This is a genomic window from Streptomyces sp. JJ66 (assembly GCF_019303495.1).
Lineage (GTDB): Bacteria > Actinomycetota > Actinomycetes > Streptomycetales > Streptomycetaceae > Streptomyces.
Window position 1 is genome coordinate 199875 of sequence record NZ_JAEVFI010000011.1, and the last position, 20394, is coordinate 220268.

Below are 20394 nucleotides of genomic sequence, written 5' to 3' on the forward strand. Positions count from 1 at the left end.
GTCAGCGGGCGGTGAAGGGACGGTCCGTGGGGACGATCTCACGCCCCAGCGGCATCAGCGAGACCGGGAGGAGCTTGAAGTTGGCGATGCCCAGCGGGATGCCGATGATCGTGAGGCACAGGGCGATGCCGGTGGCGATGTGGCCCAGGGCGAGCCACCAGCCGGCCAGGAGGAGCCACAGCACGTTGCCGACGCAGGAGGCGGTGCCCGCGTCGCGGCGTTCGACGGCGGCCCGGCCGAAGGGCCACAGCGCGTACAGGCCGATGCGGAAGGAGGCGATGCCGAAGGGGATGCCGATGATGGTGACGCAGAGGAGGAGTCCGGCGGCCAGGTAGCCGAGGAAGAGCCAGAAGCCGCTCAGGACCAGCCAGATGATATTCAGGATCGTCTTCATGGGCGCCAGCCTGCCATCCGTTCGAGGCGGGCGATGCGCTCGGGCATCGGGGGGTGGGTGGAGAAGAGCTTCGACAGGCCCTCGCCACGCCGGAACGGGTTGGCGATCATCATGTGGCTCGCCGTCTCCAGCCGGGGTTCGGGCGGGAGCGGGAGCCGCTGGGTACCGGCGTCGAGCTTGCGCAGGGCGGAGGCGAGGGCGAGCGGGTCGCCGGTGAGCTGGGCGCCGGCGGCGTCGGCGTCGTACTCGCGGGAGCGGCTGACCGCGAGCTGGATCAGGGACGCCGCGAGCGGGCCGAGCAGCATGAGCAGCAGCAGGCCGAGCAGGCCGGGGCCGTCGTCGTCCTCGGAGCGGCCGAACGGGATCAGCCAGGCGAAGTTCGCCAGGAAGACGATCACGGTGGCGAGCGCCCCGGCGACGGACGCGATGAGGATGTCCCGGTGGTAGACGTGGCTCAGCTCGTGCCCGATGACGCCGCGCAGCTCGCGCTCGTCCAGCAGGCGCAGGATGCCGTCGGTGCAGCAGACGGCGGCGTTGCGCGGGTTGCGGCCGGTGGCGAAGGCGTTGGGGGCCTGCGTGGGGGAGAGATAGAGCCGGGGCATGGGTTGCCGGGCGGCGGTGGACAGCTCGCGCACGATGCGGTAGAGCGCCGGGGCCTCGAACTCGCTGACCGGGCGGGCCCGCATCGCGCGCAGCGCCAGCTTGTCGCTGTTCCAGTAGGCGTAGGCGTTGGTGCCCAGTGCGACGAGGACGGCGAGGAGCAGGCCGCCGCGCCCGAAGAAGGAACCGATGACCACGATCAGCGCGGACAGGGTGCCCAGGAGCAGGGCAGTCCTCAGCCCGTTGTGTCGGCGGTGCACGGTGCGCCCTCCCGGTGGTGCCACAGGGGAACCCTTGCTCTGGCGGTGTCTCCACCTTCCAGTGGACCCTCCCTGTGGGACCAACGCGAGGCGGCGGCCAGGGGTTCCCGGGGCTGACGCGCCCGGGCGGACGGCTACAGCAGTGAGCCGGAGGCGAAGCGCAGGATGAGCTGCGGTGCGCCCGACAGGACGACGCCCGCGACGGCGGTGACCGCCAGCGCGGCGGTCAGCGGTGCCGCGCGGCGCAGGCGTACCGGGGCCGCCCCGGGCGCCGGGGCACGGAAGAGCAGCGCCGTCCAGCGCAGGTAGTACACCAGGCCGATGACGACGTTGGCGGCCATGACGAGGGCCAGCCAGCCGAGTCCGGCGTCCACGGCGGCGGCGAAGACGGTGACCTTGGCGAACAGGCCGACGATGCCCGGGGGCAGTCCGGCCAGGCAGAGCAGGAAGAAGCCGAGGATGAGGGCGACGAGGGGGTGGGCGGCGTACAGCCCGCGGAAGTCGGCGACGCGGGCACCGGACGCGCGGGCGCCCGGGGTGCGCAGGCGCAGGACGACGGCGAACGCGCCGAGGTTCACCACGGCGTACATGAGCGCGTAGGCGACGGTGGCCCCCACCGCGCGGCCGGGGTCGTCGGTGTAGGCGGCAGCGGCGATGGGCACCAGCAGGTAGCCCGCCTGGGCGACGGAGGACCAGGCGAGCAGCCGTACCGCGCTGTGCGGGGCGTCGGCGCGCTGGCGCAGGGCACCGGCGTTGCCGACGGTCATGGTGAGCGCGGCCAGTACCGCCAGTACGGGCCCCCAGGTGCTGGCGTAGGCGGGGAAGGCGTAGACGGTGACGAGGATCAGCCCGGAGAGTCCGGCGGCCTTGCCGATGACGGACAGGTAGGCGGCGACGGGTACCGGGGCGCCGACGTAGGTCTCGGGCACCCAGAAGTGGTAGGGCACCGCGGCTGTCTTGAACGCGAAGCCCACCAGGGTGAGGACGACGCCTGCGGGGGCGAGCGCGGTCAGCGCCGGATCGACGTCGCCGAGCCGTTCGGCCACCACGCCCAGGTGCAGGCTGCCGGTGGCGGCGTAGACGAAGCTGACGCCGAGCAGGGTGACGGCGGTGGCGGCCACCGAGGAGAGGAAGAACTTGAGCGCGGCCTCGGAGGCCAGCCGGTCGCCCCGGCGCAGGGCGATGAGGGCGAAGACCGGCAGCGAGGCGACTTCGAGCGCGATGACGAGGGTGGCCAGGTCGCGGGCGGCGGGCAGCAGCGCGGCTCCGGCGGCGGAGGACAGCAGCAGGAACCAGTACTCGCCGGGCGGCAGCTTGCTGGTGGTGACGGTGGTCAGGGACAGCAGTGCGGTGAGCAGGGCACCGCCGAGGACGAGGAGCTGGAGGACGAGCGCGAAGCTGTCGGCGGTGTAGGAGCAGGTGTCGGCGTCGGTGGTGAGGCAGAAGGTGGAGCGGTCCGCGCCGACGAGCGGGAGCAGCGTCAGCAGCGCGAGGCCGAGCCCGGCGACGGCGGCCCAGCCGAGCAGCGGTTTGCGGCGCTCGGTGAGGAACAGGTCGGCGACGAGCAGGCCGAGCGCGAAGACGGCGGTGACGGCGACGGGCGCGATGGCCACCCAGTCAACGGACTGCACAGGACCCGCAGCCGCCAGGACGGCGTGGGCCACCGGCTCCCCGGCGTGGGCCGCTGGTTCGACGGCGTGGCTCACCGGCTCCACGGCGTGTGTCATGGGCTGGCTCAGCGGCACATGGCTCATCGGCTGACTCCCGGCAGGAGGTGCTGCACGGCCGGGTCGGTGACGCCGAGGAGGAGCGCGGGCCACAGTCCGGCCAGGACGGTGAGGACGACGAGCGGCGTCCAGGCGGCGAACTCGTATCCGCGTACGTCGGGCAGCGCGGCGCCCGCGCTCGCACGGTCGCCCATGCACACGCGGCGGACGACGAGCAGCAGGTAGGCGGCCGTGAGCAGGGTGCCGAAGCCGCCGACGGCCAGGAACACCAGGTAGGCGGGGCGGCTGAGCCCGTCGGCGGGGTGGTAGGCGCCGAGCAGGGCGAGCATCTCGCCCCAGAATCCGGCCAGCCCGGGCAGGCCGAGGGAGGCGACGGCGGCGAAGGCCACGAGTCCGCCGAGGCGGGGCGCGCGTCCGTAGAGCGCGGCCCCGGCGCCGCGTGCGAACTGGTCCAGCTCGGTGGAGCCGGTGCGTTCCTTGACGGCGCCGACGAGGAAGAACAGCAGGCCGGTGATCAGGCCGTGGGCGACGTTGGCGAACAGCGCGCCGTTGACCCCCGTCCGGGTGAGGGTGGCGATGCCGAGCAGCACGAAGCCCATGTGGCCGACGGAGGAGTAGGCGATGAGCCGCTTGAGGTCGCCCCCGGTGCCGCTGCGGACGAGGAACAGGCAGGCCAGCGAGCCGTAGACGATGCCGACGCAGGCGAAGGCGGCCAGGTAGGGCGCGAAGAACTGGGCGCCCTCGGGAGCGATGGGCAGCACGATCCGCACCAGGCCGTAGGTGCCCATCTTCAGCAGGACGCCCGCCAGCAGCACGGAGCCGACGGTGGGCGCGGCGGTGTGCGCGTCGGGCAGCCAGGTGTGCAGCGGCCACATCGGCGTCTTGACGGCGAAGCCGATGCCGAGCGCGAGCACGGCGATGAGCTGCGTGCTCCGGGACAGACCTGACCCGTTGTCAGTGGCGAGTGCCACCATGTCGAATGTGCCGCCCTGGAGTCCGACGAGGAGGAGGCCGAGCAGCATCACGACGGAGCCGAGCAGTGTGTAGAGGATGAACTTCCAGGCCGCCTGGGCGCGGCCCGCACCGCCCCAGCGGGCGATGAGGAAGTACATCGGGATGAGCACCATCTCGAAGGCGAGGAAGAACAGGACGAGGTCGAGGACGGCGAAGGTGGCCAGCGTGCCCGCTTCGAGGACGAGGAGGAGGGCGACGAACGCCGTGGGGGCCGGGCCCTTCGGCGGGTTGCGGTAGCTGTACAGGGCGCACAGGAACGTCAGCAGGGCCGTGAGGACGAGGAGGGGAAGCGAGATGCCGTCCACACCGAGGTGGAGCCGGATGCCGAGAGCGGGAATCCACGAGATATCGGTGCCCGCCTGGATGTCCTCGGCGCGGTCGTAGTCGAACCCGGCCGCGAGCACGAGGGCGCCGAGCAGGACGACGCCGGTGACGGTGACGCCGTGCCGCAGCACGGCCTGCTCCGGGCTGCGGCCGCGCAGTCCGGGCGGTGCGGGGAGCAGGGCGGCGCCCGCGCCGAGCAGGGGCAGCACGACGACGGCCGCGAGGACGAACTGCGCCACGGTGTCGTTGAGGGTGATCACGGCTCACGCTCCGGCGAGGATGACGGCGATGACCAGCACGAGGGAGCCCGCGAGCAGGGCGCTCAGATAGGTCTGGACGTTGCCGGTCTGGGCCCGGCGTACGGCCGCGCCCAGCCAGCCGGTGCCGGTACCGGCGCCGCGCACGTAGGCGTCCACGACCTCGCGGTCCAGATAGCGCACCAGGGTCGCGGCGGCCCGTAGGGGGGTGACGAACAGGCGGCGGTAGGCGGCGTCCAGCCGGAAACCGTCGGCGGCCGGGGCGAGCAGGCGGCCGAGCAGGACGGTCGCGGGGTCGCCGGTGCCGCGCACGATGGCCTGCCGCCACGCGCCCCAGACGAGCAGCGCGCCGATGCCCGCGGCGGCGGTGGCCAGGACGGAGGTAACCAGCGTAGGGCCGAGGCTGCCGCCGCCGAGCCAGTGCGGCAGCCAGTCGTAGAGCAGACCGAACGCGAGGGAGGGGATCGCCAGGACCCACAGGATGACGATCATCACGGCGGGCTGCTTCTCGTGACCGCGCGCCGGGCCGGGCACGTGACCGGTGGCGAGCGCGGTCTCGGTGGAGGCGACGGCGGTGTCGTCCGCGGCGGCCAGCGCCTGCGCCTCGGTGGCCCCGGGCTCGGGCGCGGCGGCGTCCGGCGCGGTCTCGCGGGCCACGGTCTCCGGCGCGGTGGCGGGCGTGACGGCGGCGGGCTGCACCGTGGGTCCGGCATCCGGTGCGACGGCGGCGGGCCGCGGCGCTGCGGCCGGGGCGGCGGGCTCCCGCGCCACACCCGGGGCGGCGGGCTCGCGCACCACGCCCGGGGCGGCGGCGTCGCCACGGCAGGCGAGCAGCCACAGCCGCATCGCGTACGCGGCGGTCAGCGCGGCGGTGAGCAGGCCCGCGACGAGGACGATCCAGCCGGAGACGGCCGGGATGCCCGGGTCCGGGTCGAGCGCGGTGTGCTCGGCGGCGCCGAGGACGGCTTCCTTGGAGAAGAAGCCGGAGAACGGCGGGATCGCGGCGAGCGCGAGCAGGCCGATGGTCAGCGTCCAGTAGGCGTCTGGGACGCGGCGCGCGGTGCCGCCCGCGCGGGCCATGGCGGTCAGCGAGCCGGTACCGGCGGCGTGGATCAGCACCCCGGCGGTCAGGAACAGCAGCGCCTTGAAGGCGCCGTGGGACAGGAGGTGGAAGATCGCGGCACCCCGGTCGGCGACGGCGAGCGCACCGGCGAGGTAGCCGAGCTGGCCGATGGTCGAGTACGCCAGCACGCGCTTGACGTCGTCCTGGGCGAGCGCGGCCAGCGCGGACCCGGCCATCGTGACGGCCGCCAGCAGCGCGAGCACCACCAGCGCGGCGGCCGACGCGGTGAACACCGGCAGCAGGCGCGCCACGAAGTAGACGCCCGCCGCGACCATGGTGGCGGCGTGGATCAGCGCGGACACCGGCGTCGGGCCCGCCATGGCGTCCGGCAGCCAGGTGTGCAGCGGGAACTGCGCCGACTTGCCCGCGACCCCGGCGAGCAGCAGCAGCGCGATCAGCGTGGGGTGGCTCAGCTCGAAGTCGGACAGGGTGGAGGTCAGCCGGGTGACGATCGTGGAGATGCGGAACGTCCCGGCCTGCGAGGCGAGCGCCAGGATGCCGATGAGGAACGGCACGTCCCCCAGCTTGGTGACCAGGAACGCCTTCAGCGAGGCCGAGCGCGCGGCGGCCGTCTCCCAGTAGTGGCCGACCAGGAAGTACGAGCAGATGCCCATGATCTCCCAGCCCACCAGCAGCACGATCAGGTCGTCGCTGTAGACGACGAGCAGCATCGCGGCGGTGAACAGGGAGACGAGCGCGGCGTAGGAGGCGTAGCGCGGGTCGTCGCGCAGGTAGCCGGTGGAGTACAGCTGCACGCAGGAGGCGACGACGCCGACGAGCACGGCCACCAGCACGGCCACGCCGTCGAGGTGGAACGCCAGCTCGACCGGGAGCGCGGCATGGCCCGTGGGCGTCAGTTCGGTGGCGGTCGTCAGCGGCGCCCGGCCACCCTGCTGGACGGCGACGGCGATCGCGAGCACGGCGGAGGCCAGCGTCGGCAGCACGGCCAGCGGCCGGACGAAGCCGGGGGCGCGGCGCCCGGCCGCGAGCCCGGCGAGGGCGCCGAGGAAGGGCAGGACGGGGACGAGGACGGCGAGTGCGGTGGTGCTCACGCGGTGGCCCCCGCCTGCTTCCCGCCGGGCGCCGCCCCGGTGCCGGCGCCCGGGGCGGCTGCGGCGTTCACGTCGGCGGCATCCGCGTCGTCAGCGGCGGCGTCGGGCACGGCGCGCTCCTGGGAGTCGGTGGGCCGCTCGGCCAGGTCGCGCAGGGCGTCGATGTTCGACCCGGCGCGGTTGCGGTAGACGAGCAGGACGATCGCCAGGCCGATGCCGATCTCGGCGGCGGCGATGGCGATGGTGAACAGGGTGAGGGACTGCCCGGCGCGCAGGGTGTCCCGCAGCCACACGTCGAACGCGACGAGGTTGAGGTTGACGGCGTTGAGCATCAGCTCCACGGAGATGAGCACCAGCACCGCGTTGCGCCGGGCCAGCACGCCGTACAGGCCGACGCTGAACAGCAGCGCGGCGAGGACGGCGGGGTAGACGAGGTGCATCAGCGCTCCTCCGTTTCCGGGGCGTGCCGGGTCCGCTCGGCTCGCGGGGTCCGCTCGGCCCGCTCGGCCTTCGCCGCGCCCGGGTTGCCAGCCGTCCCGTCCTCCCCGGCCGTCTCGCTCTCCCCCTCCGCCCTGCGGCGGGAGACGACGATCGCGCCGACCAGCGCGGCCAGCAGCAGCAGCGACAGCGCCTCGAAGGGCAGCACCCAGTGCCGGAACAGCGCCTCGCCGACGGCCTGGGTGTCGCCCTGCGGCTGGCCGAGGTCGATCCACGCGGTGCGGAAGGCATCGACGACGAGCGTGACCAGCGTGGCGGCCGAGGCCAGCGCGACCCCGAGTGCCACCCAGCGGTTGCCGGAGTTCGCGTCGGGTGAGTGGCCGATGGGCGCGCGCGTCAGCATGAGCCCGAACAGCAGCAGCACGACGACCGAACCGACGTAGATGAGCACCTGCACCCAGGCGATGAACTCGGCGGTCAGCAACAGGTACTCCACCGCGATGCCGCCGAGCGCGACGACGAGCCACAGCGCGGCGTGCACCAGCTGCCGCGTGGTGACGGCGACGAGCGCGGCGCCGAGGGTGACCAGGCCGGTGAGGACGAACACGATCTCGACGCCGGTGGGCGTCAGGAATCCGGGAGCGTTCACGTGCGGGTGCCACCCCCGTCGGCGTCGGGGCCGCCCTCAGCCTCCACAGCTCCCCCGGTTCCCGTGGCTCCCGCAGCCCCCGTGGCCTCAGCCTCAGCGACCTCAGCGGCCTGAGCAGCCGCCGCAGCAGCAGCCTTGTCGGCGGCCTTATGCGCGGCGGCCAGCTCCTTGGGTTCCTCGGCCGCCGGGTCCAGCGGCGGCGGTTCGGGCACCGTCCACATCCACTCCCGCAGCTTGTCGCGCTCGTGGGTCAGGTCGCGGATGTCGGTCTCGGCGTACTCGAACTCCGGGGACCAGAACAGCGCGTCGAAGGGGCACACCTCGATACAGATGCCGCAGTACATGCACAGCGAGAAGTCGATGGCGAACCGGTCGAGCACGTTGCGGCTGCGCTCGCGTCCGCCGGGCGCGGCGGCGGGCAGCGTCTCCTTGTGCGAGTCGATGTAGATGCACCAGTCCGGGCACTCGCGCGCGCACAGCATGCAGACGGTGCAGTTCTCCTCGAACAGCCCGATCACGCCACGGCTGCGGGCGGGCAGCTCGGGCTGCACGTCCGGGTAGTGCGCGGTGTGCGCACGCCGGGTCATCGTCTTCAGGGTGACGGCCAGGCCCTTGGCCAGGCCGGAACCGGGGAGGCCCATCAGGGGAACACCACCTTCACGACGCCGGTGACGGCGATCTGGAGAAGGGCGAGCGGGACGAGGACCGTCCAGGCGAACCGCTGGATCTGGTCCGCGCGCAGCCGGGGCCACGCCACCCGCATCCAGATGACGAGGAAGCTGAGCGCCGCCGTCTTCAGCAGCATCCACAGCCAGCCGAGCCCGTCGGCGAACGGCCCGTGCCAGCCGCCGAGGAACAGCACGGCCGTCAGCGCGGAGACGACGACGATGCCCGCGTACTCGGCGAGCAGGAACAGCGCGAACCGCAGCCCGCCATACTCGGTCAGCGGACCGAAGACGATCTCCTCCGGCGCGATCGGCGCGTCGAACGGCGGCCGGTGCAGCTCGGCGATGCCCGCGGTGAAGAACACGAACGCGCCGATCAGCTGCCAGGGCAGCCACCACCACTGCCAGGCGTCCAGGATGCCGGGCAGCGAGAGGGTGCCTGCCGCCATCGCGACGGACGCGGCCGACAGCAGCAGCGGCAACTCGTAGGCCATCAGCTGCGCGGCGGTGCGCAGACCGCCCAGCAGGCTGTACTTGTTGGCGCTCGCCCAGCCGCCCATCAGCTGGCCGAGCACACCGACGCCGAGCACGGCGAGGACGAAGAAGATGCCCGCGTCCACGACCTGCCCGACGCCGCCTCCCCCGGGCGCGACCGGGATGGCGATGAGCACGACCAGGTAGGGGACGAGCGCGACGGCGGGCGCGAGCTGGAAGATCCTCCGGTCCGCGTCGGCCGGAACGACGTCCTCCTTCTGCGCGAACTTCACGCCGTCGGCGACGAGCTGCGCCCAGCCATGGAAGCCGCCCGCGTACATGGGGCCGACGCGGCCCTGCATGTGCGCCATGACCTTGTGCTCGGCCTGGCCGACGAGCAGGGGCAGCGTCAGGAAGGCGAGCAGGACGGCGGCCAGCCGCCAGGCGACGTCGAGGAAGTCCACTACGGCCTGCCTTCCCCGGTGTCGTCGTCACGACGAATCGCGGTGTCATCGGATGGGGTGTCATCGGATGGGGTGCGGTCCTGGCCCTGGCCCGGGGCGGGAGGCTGCGGAGCCCGCTCGCCCGGCTGCTCGCCCCAGGGGGCGTCGGATGCGGTACGGCGGCGCGGGCGGGCGGACGGCGTTCCGGTCGGCGGCGTCTCTGGCGGCGGCTCTGGCGGCGTCTGCGCGTTTGGTGTCGGCGCCTGCGTGCCCTCACCCGCTCCGCCTTCCGGGGGTGCCGCCGGCGCGGGCGGGGCCGCCGCGCGCTGGCTCGCGGAGCCCGCGGCGGCCGAACGGGTGCGGCGGGCGGGACGGGCCGGACGGTCGCCGGAGGCCGCCGCGCGGCCCCGCGCGGGGCGGGCCGGGGCGGGCGGAAGCTGGCCCTTCAGCGGACCCCACTCGTTGGGGTCGGGCACCCCGGGCGGCAGCATCTGACGCCGCTTCGGCCCCCCGTGCTCCGACTCGCCCGGCTCCTTCGCGCCCGGCCACGCCTTGGCAACGCGGGCCGCCAGCACGAAGTCCTTGCGCAGCGGGTGGCCCTCGAAGGAGTCCGGCAGCAGCAGCGGCGTCAGGCCCGGGTGTCCGGGGAAGCCGACGCCGAACATCTCGTGCGTCTCCCGCTCGTGCCAGGCCGCCCCGGCGTAGACGCCGGTGGCGGTGGGCAGGGCGGGCGCGTCGTGCGGCACGGTGGTGCGCAGCACCAGCCGCCGGACGCCGCCACCCGCCGCGCCGTCCGGATCAGCACCCGGCGCAGTGCCCGCCACTCCCCCCGTCCCGGGCAGCGCGGCCACGTGGGCACAGACCAGGAAGCCGGTGCCGGGCTCGTCCACGGCGCTCAGCCAGTCGAAGTAGGTGCAGCCCAGCTCGTCGCGGGCGGTGCGCAGCGCGTCCACCCAGGCGGCGGCCGGGACGTCCACGGTGAGCAGCCCGTACGCCTCCTGCGCGCATGCTCCTTCGCCGAACAGCTCCTCGGCGGGGCGCGGCAGCCAGCCCACGGCGCTCACCGCCCGTCCTCTGGCGCCGCACCGGAGCGCTCGGGACCGGAGGAGTCCGGCGGGCGGACCAGCCCACTGGTCAGCGCGGCCGGGGAGGGGCGCGAGGTGCCGTACCGCTCGCCAAGGGACTCGGCGGCGATCTTCTCCTGCAGCTTGAGGATGCCCTGCAACAGCGCCTCGGGGCGCGGCGGGCAGCCGGGCACGTACACGTCCACCGGGATGATCTGGTCAACGCCCTTGGTGACGGAGTAGGAGTCCCAGTAGGGGCCGCCGCAGTTGGAGCAGGCGCCGAAGGAGATGACGTACTTGGGTTCCGGCATCTGCTCGTAGAGCCGTTTGACGGCCGGGGCCATCTTGTCCGTCAGCGTGCCGGAGACGACCATGAGGTCGGCCTGGCGCGGGCCGGGCGCGAACGGGATGACGCCCAGGCGGATGAAGTCGTGCCGGGCCATGGAAGCGGCGATGAACTCGATCGCGCAGCAGGCGAGCCCGAAGTTGAACACCCACAGGCTGTAGCGGCGGCCCCAGTTGAGCACCACCTTCATGGGCTCGGGCGCGAGCTTCGCCAGCGTGCCCAGGCGGCGCGGCATAGGGAGGTCGGCGCGGGTCACGTCCATGTGAGGACGCCCTTCTTCCAGGCGTAGAGCAGGCCCACGGCGAGCAGGCCGAGGAACACGAACATCTCCACCAGCGTCACGGCACCGAACGCGGCGAACACCGTGGCCCACGGGAACAGGAAGATCGAGTCGATGGCGAAGATGACATAGAGGAACGCGTACACGTAGTACCGCACCTGGGTGTGCGCCCAGCCTTCGCCGACCGGATCGACGCCGCATTCGTAGGCGAGCAGCTTCTCGTGTGTCGGCGCGGTGGGGCGCAGCAGCGCGCTGCCCGCGAAGGCCACGGCGACGAAGAGCACGCCGACGACCGCGACCAGGCCGACGACGGCGTAGCCGTGGAAGTAGTCCGGCACCGTCCGCTCCCGTCCCTGTCCGTGTGCTGCGCGTACGCGGTCCGTGTGCTGTGCGTACGCGCTGTCCGTGCCCTGCGTGTGCGCGCTGTGCGTGCGCTGGCGTTCGACGATCTGTCCGCACGGGAGTCTAGGCCCTGGTCGTCACGTACTGTGCTGCCGTCTCACGGCCGCCCGGGCGACGTGACCCCCGATCTCCCGCTCTGCCCCATCCTGTCGCGTTCCCGCAGCTGGCGCAGCGGTGCGCCAGGCTGGGCGAGCCCCTTTTGAGTGGGGTCATCCCCACCCGGGGCGGCCGAGGAACCCCATGGCGGGACGCGGACGGCACCCGGAGGTGGTGGCGCACCTGCCGGGCCGCAAGCGCGACGCGCTGACTGTCCTGACCCCGCGCGAGCGGGAAGTGCTCACCCTGATGGCCGAAGGCCGCACCCCAACGGGGCGATCGCCCGCAGCCTGTGGTGAGCGACGGCGCGGCGGAGAAGCGTGTCAGCGAGAACGTCAGGAAACGGACCTGGCACAGAGTGACGCAGATCACCGGCGGGGCTCGCCGCGCCCGCCTTCCACACGCCGTGACCGGAGGTCACGCCTGCGGGACGGCGCTCCGTATCCGGAACGCGGGGTGCCACTTCAGCCATCCGGCCAGTTCAGGCCGGTGCCGGGCAGCCGCTGGACCGGCGCTCGACTGTCCCACTACCTGGGAAGCGACGTCTCATCCACTGGTCCACGATGTGGTCACACCAAGGTAGGCGACCCTTACACCCACGTACGATGGAACGTGAGCCCGCCGGACCGAGAGGGAGGTCCTTGCACGTGACCAGTCAGGTCAGTCATGACAGCGCCAAGGAAGTCAGGCGCCTGGACCGGGTAGTGATCCGGTTCGCGGGGGACTCCGGTGACGGTATGCAGCTCACGGGGGACCGCTTCACGTCGGAGACGGCGTCGTTCGGCAACGACCTGTCCACGCTGCCGAACTTCCCCGCCGAGATCCGTGCCCCCGCCGGCACCCTGCCCGGCGTCTCCTCCTTCCAGCTCCACTTCGCCGACCACGACATCCTCACCCCCGGCGACGCGCCGAACGTGCTGGTCGCGATGAACCCGGCGGCGCTGAAGGCGAACCTCGCGGACCTGCCGCGCGGTGCCGAACTCATCGTCAACACCGACGAGTTCACCAAGCGCGCGATGGCCAAGGTCGGCTACGCGGTCTCCCCGCTGGAGGACGGCTCACTCGACGGCTACTCGGTGCACCCGGTGCCGCTGACCACGCTCACCGTGGAGGCGCTGAAGGGGTTCGACCTCGGCCGCAAGGAGGCCGGGCGGTCGAAGAACATGTTCGCGCTCGGCCTGCTGTCGTGGATGTACCACCGGCCCACCGAGGGCACCGAGCGCTTCCTGCGCAAGAAGTTCGCGAAGAAGCCTCAGATCGCCGAGGCCAACGTGGCCGCCTTCCGGGCCGGCTGGAACTTCGGCGAGACGACGGAGGACTTCGCCGTCTCCTACGAGGTCGCCCCGGCCGCGCAGGCGTTCCCCTCCGGCACGTACCGGAACATCTCCGGCAACCTGGCGCTGTCCTACGGACTGGTCGCCGCGTCTCAGCAGGCGGACCTGCCGCTGTTCCTCGGGTCCTACCCGATCACCCCGGCCTCCGACATCCTGCACGAGCTGAGCAAGCACAAGAACTTCGGCGTGCGCACCTTCCAGGCCGAGGACGAGATCGCCGGGATCGGCGCCGCGCTCGGCGCGGCCTTCGGCGGCGCGCTCGCGGTGACGACCACCTCAGGGCCGGGCGTGGCGCTGAAGTCCGAGACGATCGGTCTTGCGGTGTCGCTGGAACTGCCGCTGCTCATCGTGGACGTCCAGCGCGGCGGCCCCTCCACCGGCCTGCCGACGAAGACGGAGCAGGCGGATCTGTTGCAGGCCATGTACGGCCGCAACGGTGAGGCGCCGGTGCCGATCGTCGCGCCCGCCACGCCCGCGGAGTGCTTCACCGCGGCCCTGGACGCCGCGCGCATCGCCCTGACCTACCGCACTCCGGTCTTCCTGCTCTCCGACGGCTACCTCGCCAACGGCTCCGAGCCGTGGCGCATCCCGGAGATGGACGAACTGCCGGACCTGCGCACCCAGTTCGCCACCACCACCAACCACACCCTGGGCGACGGCACCGAGGTCTTCTGGCCCTACAAGCGCGACCCGCACACGCTGGCCCGCCCCTGGGCCGTGCCGGGCACCCCGGGCCTGGAACACCGCGTCGGCGGCATCGAGAAGCAGGACGGCACGGGCAACATCTCCTACGACCCGGCCAACCACGAGCTGATGGTCCGCACCCGACAGGCCAAGGTAGACGGTGTCCAGGTACCGGACCTCACCGTGGACGACCCCTCCGGCGAGGCGAAGGTCCTCGTCCTGGGCTGGGGCTCCACCTATGGCCCGATCACCGCGGCGGTGCGCCGGGTGCGGCGCGGCGGCGACGTCATCGCGCAGGCCCACCTGCGCCACCTCAACCCCTTCCCCGCCAACCTCGGCACCATCCTGCGCGGCTACGACAAGGTGATCGTGCCCGAGATGAACCTCGGCCAGCTCACGCTGCTGCTGCGCGCCGTCTACCTGGTGGACGCCCAGCCCTACACCCAGGTACGCGGTCTGCCCTTCAAGGCGGAGCAGCTCCACGACGTCCTCAAGGAGGCCATTGACCATGGCTGACGCCACCACCCTCACCCATGGCCCCGCCGAACCCTCCCACGCGCTGTCGCTGGTACCCAAGGCCGAAGGCGCCCAGTCGGCCAAGGACTTCAAGTCCGACCAGGAGGTGCGCTGGTGCCCCGGCTGCGGCGACTACGCCGTACTGGCCGCCGTGCAGGGCTTCCTGCCGGAGCTGGGCCTGGCCAGGGAGAACATCGTCTTCGTCTCCGGCATCGGCTGCTCCTCGCGCTTCCCGTACTACATGAACACCTACGGGATGCACTCCATCCACGGCCGCGCCCCGGCCATCGCCACCGGCCTGGCCGCCGCACGCCGCGACCTGTCAGTGTGGGTCGTCACCGGTGACGGCGACGCGCTGTCGATTGGCGGCAACCACCTCATCCACGCGCTGCGGCGCAACGTCAACCTCAAGATCCTGCTGTTCAACAACCGGATCTACGGGCTGACCAAGGGCCAGTACTCCCCCACCTCCGAGGCCGGGAAGATCACCAAGTCCACGCCGATGGGCTCGCTGGACGCCCCCTTCAACCCGGTGTCCCTGGCGATCGGCGCCGAGGCGTCCTTCGTCGCGCGCACGGTGGACTCCGACCGCAAGCACCTCACCGAGGTCCTGCGCCAGGCCGCCGAACACCCCGGCACCGCGCTGGTGGAGATCTACCAGAACTGCAACATCTTCAACGACGGCGCGTTCGAGGCGCTGAAGGACAAGGAGCAGGCGCTGGAAGCCGTCATCCGGCTTCAGGACGGGCAGCCGGTACGGTTCGGCGCGCCCGCCGAGGACGGGCTGGGCGGCAAGGGCGTCGTGCGGGACCCGGCCACCGGCGACCTGCGCGTGGTGGACGTCGCCGCGCACGGCACCGACGGACTCGTCGTCCACGACGCGGCCTCCCCGTCACCGACCACCGCGTTCGCCCTGTCCCGGCTGGCCGACCCCGACACACTCCACCACACCCCGATCGGCATCTTCCGCAACGTGCGGCGGCCGGTCTACGACACGCTCATGGCCGACCAACTGGAGACCGCCATCGAGCACCACGGCAAGGGCGACCTCTCCGCCCTCCTGCACGGCAAGGACACCTGGACGGTTGTGGGGTAACCCGTAGTCACCACCCCCAGGGCGGGCCGGACACGCGGTGTTCGGCCAGCCCTGGCGTGTGTGGCCCGGAGCCCCGGCGGGAGAGTGCCCGCAGGTGCCCAGGAAGTGGCGTGCCCGGGGTGCTCACCTGACAGGAGTGTCACGCGAAACGGGAATGACAACCGCCCGGTTCGCCGTTACCTTCACAGGAGACAGCGCACCACCAGCGAGGAGGAGAGGCCGTGACGGGGACGAGCGACAGCCGCACCGGGCTTCTGTACGGTTTCGCCGCATACGGCCTGTGGGGCCTCCTCCCCCTCTACTGGCACCTCCTGGCCGCCACCCCGGCCGCCGAAGTGCTCGCCCACCGCATGATGTGGTCACTGCCGACGGCCGTGCTGATCCTGATCGTCCTGCGCCGCTGGAGCTGGATACGCCCGCTGCTGCGGCAGCCCCGCCTCCTGGGCCTCGTCGCGCTGTCCACGACGCTGATCTCCGTCAACTGGTACCTGTTCATCTGGGCCGTCAGCGAGGGCCGCGTGCTGGAGGCGTCACTCGGCTACTTCATCAACCCGCTGGTGACGATCGCGCTCGGGGTGCTGCTGCTGCGTGAGCGGCTGCGTCCGCCGCAGTGGGCGGCCGTGGCCATCGGCGCGCTGGCGGTGACCGTGATGACCGTCGCCTACGGGCAGGTGCCGTGGGTCTCGCTGACGCTGGCCGTCACCTTCGCCTTCTACGGGTTCATCAAGAAGCAGACCCGGCTCGACGGCCTGGAGGGGTTCAGCGCCGACTCCGCGCTCCAGTTCCTGCCCGCGCTCGGCTTCGTCCTGCTGCTGAGCGCGCGCGGCGAGGCGACGTTCACCAGCGCGGGCTGGGGGCACGCGCTGCTGCTCGCGGGCGCGGGCCTGGTGACCGCGCTGCCGCTGATCCTCTTCGGCGCCGCCGCGATGCGCGTGCCGCTGTCCACGATCGGCCTGCTCCAGTACCTGGCGCCCACGTCGATGTTCCTGCTCGGCCTGTTCGTCTTCCACGAGGCGATGCCGCCCGAGCGCTGGGCCGGGTTCCTGCTGGTGTGGGTCGCGCTGTGCGTGCTGACGTACGACGCGCTGCGCACCGCCCGCCGCAACCGCGCCACGCTGCGCGCCGCCCGCCGCCAGGCAGCCGCCGCCCCGGCCGACCCCGCCCCGGAGGTCACCCCACGGGAGCCGCGCCCCACCCCGGTCGGCCCTGCGGCCGGGAGCTGAACCGGCCGTTACAGGCCCAGCACGGTGCGGATGCTGATCTCGACGGCTTCCATCACCCGGGCATCGACCGGCCCACGGTCGTCGGTGAAGTGAGCGGCGCTGAAGGAGCTGTACCGGTCGGTGACGGCGAAGCCCGGCAACGGTGTCTCCATCGGCACACTCAGCAGGGTCGGCGTCCGTTCACCCTGCGGGTACACCTGGACCACGGTGGCCCCGCCGACGTGCGCGTTGATCTGATCATCAGAGACGACGAGGACATCAATACTGCGGTCCTGGTAGCGGATGCGGTACACGTGGCCCCGCTTCACGTGCCCGATTCCGCTCCGAAGAATGTCGCGCTGCTCGCGCGCCCGAAGTCGTCGTCCCAGTCGGGAGCCGGATGCTCCCGCAAACGCTCAGCGATCATGGCACGGCGCAGCACGGTGGCCGCGTAGGCGGACGCGTTGTCACGGGACCGGAGAAAGGCCCCCACATCATCGGGAAGGGAGAACGTCATCTTCACGGTCATACCAACGAGCTTACTGCGGGGAGGTCACGCCGTCATGCCGTGACGTCGCGGGTGGTGAAGCGGGCCCAGGCGGCGCTGCCGAAGACGGCGACGTACAGCGCCTGGAGACCCGCGTTGGCCAGCACGTCGTCCCAGCGCACCGGGGCGCGCAGCAGGTCGGCGAAGGACAGCCAGTGGTACGGGAACAGGTACGGATGGATGACATCCAGCTGCGGGATGACGGCGAGGATCTGCACCGTGATCAGCAGCCCCACGGTGGCCGCCATCGCCGCGATGCCGCTGCCCGTGAGCGTGGAGATGAACAGCCCGAGCGCCGCCAGCCCCAGCAGGGAGACGGTGACGGCCAGCGCGATCACCAGCGCCCGCACCAGCCCCTCGGCGAACGAGACGGTGACGCCCGAGAGCAGCGTGATATCACCCACCGGGAACAGCGCGACACCGACCAGCAGCGCGCTGACGGCGACGACGAGCGTGGCCAGCAGACAGAAGACGACGACGGCGGCGAACTTGGCCAGCAGCAGCCGCGTCCGCCCGGCCGGGGCGACGAGCAGGTAGCGCAGCGTCCCGGAGGCCGCCTCCCCGGCCACACAGTCGCCCGCGACGACGCCGACGGTCATCGGCAGGAAGAACGGCAGCGTCGCGGCGAGCGCGGTGAAGACGAGGAACAGGCCGTTGTTCGTCACCTGGTTGATGAACGGCGGACCGCCGCCATCACCGCCGGAGCCGTCCCCGCCACCGGTTTCGATCTTCACCGCCACGCCGATGAGGACGGGCAGCACGGCGAGGATGGCCAGCAGCGCCAGCGTCCGCCCGCGCCGCAGGGTGAGGGCCAGCTCACTGCTCAGCAGCCCGAGCGTCCACCACCGCGGCGGCCGCCCGCTCGCCGCCGGCGGCCCAGGGCGTCCACCGCCGGTCGCGGCGGCTGCTCCGGCCTGGTCGGCACGCGCGTCGGCCCCGTCAGCCCGCGCGGCGGCCGTCCGCCCGGTGCGCGCGGGGTTCTCCCCGGCGGCCGGGGTGCCAGCGTCAGCCCGCGACATCGAAACCCTCCCCGGTCAGCGCGACGAAAGCGTCCTCCAGCGTGCCCCGCTCCACCCCGAAGGCGCGGACGCGCACGTCCGCCCGGACGAGTGCGGCATTGAGGTCGGCGAGGTCCACGGCGTCGTCCTCCGGCGGGTCACCGCTGACCCGGTCTCCGGCCACCGCCAGCCCCGTCACCCCGTGCTCCTTCAGCACCCGGGCGGCGTCGGCGGCGTCCGGCGTCGTCACCGCGAGCCTGCCGCGCACACCCGCCGCCAGTTCGGCGACCGGGCCCTGGGTGAGCAGTCTGCCGCGCGCCATGACAGCGGTGTGGGTGCACACCTGCTCCACCTCGTCCAGCAGGTGCGAGGAGAGGAAGACGGTGATGCCCTCGGCGGCCAGCTCGCGGATCAGCGCGCGCATCTCGCGCATACCCTGCGGGTCGAGGCCGTTGGTCGGCTCGTCCAGCACCAGCAGCTCGCGGGGCTGGAGCAGGGCGGCGGCCAGCCCGAGCCGCTGCTTCATGCCCAGCGAGTACGCCTTGGCCTTCTTGCCCGCCGCCGCGCCCAGCCCGACCCGGGCCAGCGCGGCCTCGATGCGGGCGTGGCGGGTGGCCGGGTCGGCGGTGGGGTCGGCGGCGTCGAACCGGGCGAGGTTGGCGCGTCCGGTGAGGAACCCGTACAGCGCCGGACCCTCGATCAGCGCGCCCACCTTCGGCAGCACGCGCCGGGCGTCGTGCGGCATGGGGCGGCCCAGCAGCGCGGCGCTGCCCGAAGTGGGCGCGATGAGGCCGAGCAGCATCCGGATCGTGGTGGTCTTGCCCGACCCGTTGGGGCCGAGGAACCCGAACACGCTGCCCCGGGGAACGCGCAGGTCAAGCCCGTCCACCGCGAGCTGGCCGCCCCGGTAGCGCTTGCTGAGCCCGTGGGCCTCCACGGCCGGCTCGGCGGCGGGCGGCGCGTCCAAGGTGCCTCCTGTGTGCTGCTGCTATCGGTGCTGCGGGGTCGCGTCCCGCAGGCGGCGTCAGTCCGCGTCTGCGGCCTGGACCAGCCCCTCCTCGGTGACGGCGCCGACGTAGAGCGTGCCGTCGTCGGTGAGCAGGGCGTTCACCAGGCGGGTGCTGAGCATGCGGCCGGTACCGAACTCGCCCTTGACCTCCTTGGTGAGCGCGTCCAGGAACCCGCCGTCCTGCGGCCCGGTCAGCTCGCCGTTCTCCGGCATGACGCCCTCGGGCGCGTCGATCTTGACGACGCTGCTCCAGCCCTCGCCGATCACCTCCGTCTCGCCGCCCAGCTCCGCGAGGGCATCCAGCCCCGGCAGGTTGCCCGGGTCACCGTTCAGCGGGCCGCCGTGGCCGCCGTCCAGCTCCCCGGCCTCGGTGACCTCGGTGCCCGCAGGCGGCTTGAAGTCGAACAGGTCGGCCGAGGGCTTGCCGAAGTCCACCTCGGTGTAGGCGGCCTCGACGATCGGGTCGCCGCCGTCCCGCGCGTCCAGGCTGAACCGCAGCGGGGTGCCGTTCTCGGCGTCCACGGCGACGCGCACGGCCTCCACCGTGGAGTGCGCGGCGTCCTTGGGCGCGACAGCCAGCTGATAGGCGTCCCGCCCGGCGACGGTGGTGGTGCCGTCTACCCGGACCGACGTGGACTCATCCACCGCGTCCAGCAGCCGCTCGGCGGCCTCCTGCGGGGTGAGGTCCTGCGGGCCGGGCGCCGTCGGCTTCTCGCCGCCCCGGTGGCCCTCGGGGGCCTGGGCGTGGAAGGCGGTGTTGCTCGCGCTGTCGTAGGCCCACAGCTCGCCCGCGTTGTGGATCAGGCTGTACTCGGCGGCCTCCTCGATGACGGACACGCGCTGCTTGTCCGGCCCGTCCATGGCCACGCGCAGCGTGTGCTCGCCGCCGGCCAGCTCCAGCAGCTTGCCGCTCGGGTCGGCTGGGGACTCCTCGGGCGCGCCGTCGTGCGGGGCTTCCTCGCCGCGCTCGCCGTCCGGCCCGCCGTGGCCGCCGCCGAACGGGCCGCCGTCCGCGCCCGCGCCGCCGCCCAGACCCGGGATGCCCAGGTCGGAGCTGATCTCCACGGTGCCGGAGAGCTGCCGCACATCGGACGCCGCGAGCTTGGCCACCAGCTCCTCGGCGGTGATGTCGGGCAGCTTGGGATCGCCGTTGTCCGCCAGGGCCGGGACCAGGCCGACGCTCGCCACCGTGACGGCGGCCACCGCCACGGGCACCGCGTACCGGATCGTCTTCTTGCCGGGTCCACGGGACCCGCTGGGCTTCGCCATCTGTCCGTCTACCTCCGTACGTGGGCGGCGCCCACCCCCTGCGTCTACCCGCCGCCATTGTCACCCGTCGTGGCACGGGGTGGTAGGACAATCCCAGCAAACCACGCGGCGCACCGCGTCAGCCGCCAGGG

General features: G+C 72.7%; 20 protein-coding genes and 1 pseudogene. 4 read left to right on the top strand and 17 right to left on the bottom strand.

Annotation, left to right across the window (positions count from 1 at the left end):
- Nucleotide 1: 1 nt before the first annotated feature.
- The 12 genes from JJV70_RS10595 to JJV70_RS10650 form a co-directional block, all read right to left on the bottom strand.
- The gene (locus tag JJV70_RS10595; protein ID WP_219047565.1) at nt 2–394 is read right to left on the bottom strand and encodes a YccF domain-containing protein; all 393 of its coding nucleotides are present in this window, start codon (nt 392–394) and stop codon (nt 2–4) included.
- Nucleotides 391–1254 carry a zinc metalloprotease HtpX gene (htpX, locus tag JJV70_RS10600; RefSeq protein WP_219047566.1) on the bottom strand — a complete coding sequence of 288 codons (864 nt, stop codon included), beginning with the start codon at nt 1252–1254 and terminating at the stop codon, nt 391–393. The genes JJV70_RS10595 and htpX overlap by 4 nt, the downstream gene beginning before the upstream one ends.
- A gap of 134 nt (nt 1255–1388) precedes the next feature.
- Nucleotides 1389–3008 (bottom strand): NADH-quinone oxidoreductase subunit N, encoded by a 1620-nt coding sequence (locus tag JJV70_RS10605; RefSeq protein WP_257573701.1) that lies wholly within the window; start codon nt 3006–3008, stop codon nt 1389–1391.
- Nucleotides 3005–4579, bottom strand: a complete 1575-nt coding sequence (locus JJV70_RS10610) for a NuoM family protein (RefSeq protein ID WP_219047567.1) — start codon at nt 4577–4579, stop codon at nt 3005–3007. Before JJV70_RS10610 ends, JJV70_RS10605 begins: the two co-directional genes overlap by 4 nt.
- A gap of 3 nt (nt 4580–4582) precedes the next feature.
- Entirely contained in the window at nt 4583–6751 is a 2169-nt protein-coding gene (locus tag JJV70_RS10615) for an NADH-quinone oxidoreductase subunit L (protein WP_219047568.1), read from the bottom strand.
- Nucleotides 6748–7191: an NADH-quinone oxidoreductase subunit NuoK gene (gene nuoK, locus JJV70_RS10620; RefSeq protein WP_219047569.1), complete on the bottom strand. Its 444-nt coding sequence runs from the start codon at nt 7189–7191 to the stop codon at nt 6748–6750. The genes JJV70_RS10615 and nuoK overlap by 4 nt, the downstream gene beginning before the upstream one ends.
- The gene (locus JJV70_RS10625) at nt 7191–7838 is read right to left on the bottom strand and encodes an NADH-quinone oxidoreductase subunit J (RefSeq protein WP_219047570.1); all 648 of its coding nucleotides are present in this window, start codon (nt 7836–7838) and stop codon (nt 7191–7193) included. Before JJV70_RS10625 ends, nuoK begins: the two co-directional genes overlap by 1 nt.
- Nucleotides 7835–8479: an NADH-quinone oxidoreductase subunit I gene (locus JJV70_RS10630; protein WP_257573702.1), complete on the bottom strand. Its 645-nt coding sequence runs from the start codon at nt 8477–8479 to the stop codon at nt 7835–7837. Before JJV70_RS10630 ends, JJV70_RS10625 begins: the two co-directional genes overlap by 4 nt.
- Nucleotides 8479–9441 carry a complex I subunit 1 family protein gene (locus JJV70_RS10635; protein ID WP_219047571.1) on the bottom strand — a complete coding sequence of 321 codons (963 nt, stop codon included), beginning with the start codon at nt 9439–9441 and terminating at the stop codon, nt 8479–8481. Before JJV70_RS10635 ends, JJV70_RS10630 begins: the two co-directional genes overlap by 1 nt.
- Entirely contained in the window at nt 9441–10484 is a 1044-nt protein-coding gene (locus tag JJV70_RS10640; protein WP_219047572.1) for an NADH-quinone oxidoreductase subunit C, read from the bottom strand. Before JJV70_RS10640 ends, JJV70_RS10635 begins: the two co-directional genes overlap by 1 nt.
- A complete protein-coding gene (locus JJV70_RS10645; RefSeq protein WP_219047573.1) occupies nt 10481–11092 on the bottom strand; it encodes an NADH-quinone oxidoreductase subunit B in 612 nt (203 codons plus the stop codon). Before JJV70_RS10645 ends, JJV70_RS10640 begins: the two co-directional genes overlap by 4 nt.
- Nucleotides 11083–11448: an NADH-quinone oxidoreductase subunit A gene (locus tag JJV70_RS10650; protein WP_219047574.1), complete on the bottom strand. Its 366-nt coding sequence runs from the start codon at nt 11446–11448 to the stop codon at nt 11083–11085. The genes JJV70_RS10645 and JJV70_RS10650 overlap by 10 nt, the downstream gene beginning before the upstream one ends.
- 319 nt (nt 11449–11767) lie before the next feature.
- Between JJV70_RS10650 and JJV70_RS22655 the strand changes: the two are divergent.
- From JJV70_RS22655 to rarD, 4 genes and pseudogenes are all read left to right on the top strand, one after another.
- Nucleotides 11768–11986 (top strand): annotated as a pseudogene (locus tag JJV70_RS22655) (LuxR C-terminal-related transcriptional regulator); the annotation flags it as partial.
- Nucleotides 11987–12213: 227 nt separating this feature from the next.
- Nucleotides 12214–14142 (top strand): 2-oxoacid:acceptor oxidoreductase subunit alpha, encoded by a 1929-nt coding sequence (locus JJV70_RS10655; protein WP_219047575.1) that lies wholly within the window; start codon nt 12214–12216, stop codon nt 14140–14142.
- Entirely contained in the window at nt 14135–15238 is a 1104-nt protein-coding gene (locus JJV70_RS10660) for a 2-oxoacid:ferredoxin oxidoreductase subunit beta (RefSeq protein ID WP_219047576.1), read from the top strand. The genes JJV70_RS10655 and JJV70_RS10660 overlap by 8 nt, the downstream gene beginning before the upstream one ends.
- Nucleotides 15239–15459: 221 nt before the next feature.
- Nucleotides 15460–16461 carry an EamA family transporter RarD gene (gene rarD, locus JJV70_RS10665; RefSeq protein ID WP_219047577.1) on the top strand — a complete coding sequence of 334 codons (1002 nt, stop codon included), beginning with the start codon at nt 15460–15462 and terminating at the stop codon, nt 16459–16461.
- An 8-nt stretch (nt 16462–16469) separates the two neighbouring features.
- On the opposite strand, the gene JJV70_RS10670 is transcribed toward rarD, so the two are convergent.
- The 5 genes from JJV70_RS10670 to JJV70_RS10690 are packed head-to-tail and all read right to left on the bottom strand — an operon-like array spanning nt 16470 to nt 20263.
- The gene (locus JJV70_RS10670; protein WP_219047578.1) at nt 16470–16769 is read right to left on the bottom strand and encodes a hypothetical protein; all 300 of its coding nucleotides are present in this window, start codon (nt 16767–16769) and stop codon (nt 16470–16472) included.
- On the bottom strand, nt 16766–16969 hold the full coding sequence (locus JJV70_RS10675; protein ID WP_219047579.1) for a hypothetical protein: 204 nt from the start codon (nt 16967–16969) through the stop codon (nt 16766–16768). Before JJV70_RS10675 ends, JJV70_RS10670 begins: the two co-directional genes overlap by 4 nt.
- Nucleotides 16970–17001: 32 nt before the next feature.
- Nucleotides 17002–18006: an ABC transporter permease gene (locus JJV70_RS10680; RefSeq protein ID WP_219047580.1), complete on the bottom strand. Its 1005-nt coding sequence runs from the start codon at nt 18004–18006 to the stop codon at nt 17002–17004.
- A complete protein-coding gene (locus JJV70_RS10685; RefSeq protein ID WP_219047581.1) occupies nt 17993–18952 on the bottom strand; it encodes an ABC transporter ATP-binding protein in 960 nt (319 codons plus the stop codon). Before JJV70_RS10685 ends, JJV70_RS10680 begins: the two co-directional genes overlap by 14 nt.
- A gap of 57 nt (nt 18953–19009) precedes the next feature.
- Nucleotides 19010–20263, bottom strand: a complete 1254-nt coding sequence (locus JJV70_RS10690; protein ID WP_219047582.1) for a DUF2092 domain-containing protein — start codon at nt 20261–20263, stop codon at nt 19010–19012.
- Nucleotides 20264–20394 lie beyond the last annotated feature (131 nt).

Coding starts and splice junctions, on each gene's coding strand:
- JJV70_RS10630 (WP_257573702.1), bottom strand. CDS start 8,479: ATGGGCCTCCCCGGTTCCGGCCTGGCCAAGGGCCTGGCCGTCACCCTG.
- JJV70_RS10690 (WP_219047582.1), bottom strand. CDS start 20,263: ATGGCGAAGCCCAGCGGGTCCCGTGGACCCGGCAAGAAGACGATCCGG.
- JJV70_RS10605 (WP_257573701.1), bottom strand. CDS start 3,008: ATGAGCCATGTGCCGCTGAGCCAGCCCATGACACACGCCGTGGAGCCG.
- JJV70_RS10680 (WP_219047580.1), bottom strand. CDS start 18,006: ATGTCGCGGGCTGACGCTGGCACCCCGGCCGCCGGGGAGAACCCCGCG.
- JJV70_RS10655 (WP_219047575.1), top strand. CDS start 12,214: ATGGAACGTGAGCCCGCCGGACCGAGAGGGAGGTCCTTGCACGTGACC.
- nuoK (WP_219047569.1), bottom strand. CDS start 7,191: ATGCACCTCGTCTACCCCGCCGTCCTCGCCGCGCTGCTGTTCAGCGTC.
- JJV70_RS10645 (WP_219047573.1), bottom strand. CDS start 11,092: ATGGACGTGACCCGCGCCGACCTCCCTATGCCGCGCCGCCTGGGCACG.
- JJV70_RS10675 (WP_219047579.1), bottom strand. CDS start 16,969: ATGACCGTGAAGATGACGTTCTCCCTTCCCGATGATGTGGGGGCCTTT.
- JJV70_RS10660 (WP_219047576.1), top strand. CDS start 14,135: ATGGCTGACGCCACCACCCTCACCCATGGCCCCGCCGAACCCTCCCAC.
- JJV70_RS10595 (WP_219047565.1), bottom strand. CDS start 394: ATGAAGACGATCCTGAATATCATCTGGCTGGTCCTGAGCGGCTTCTGG.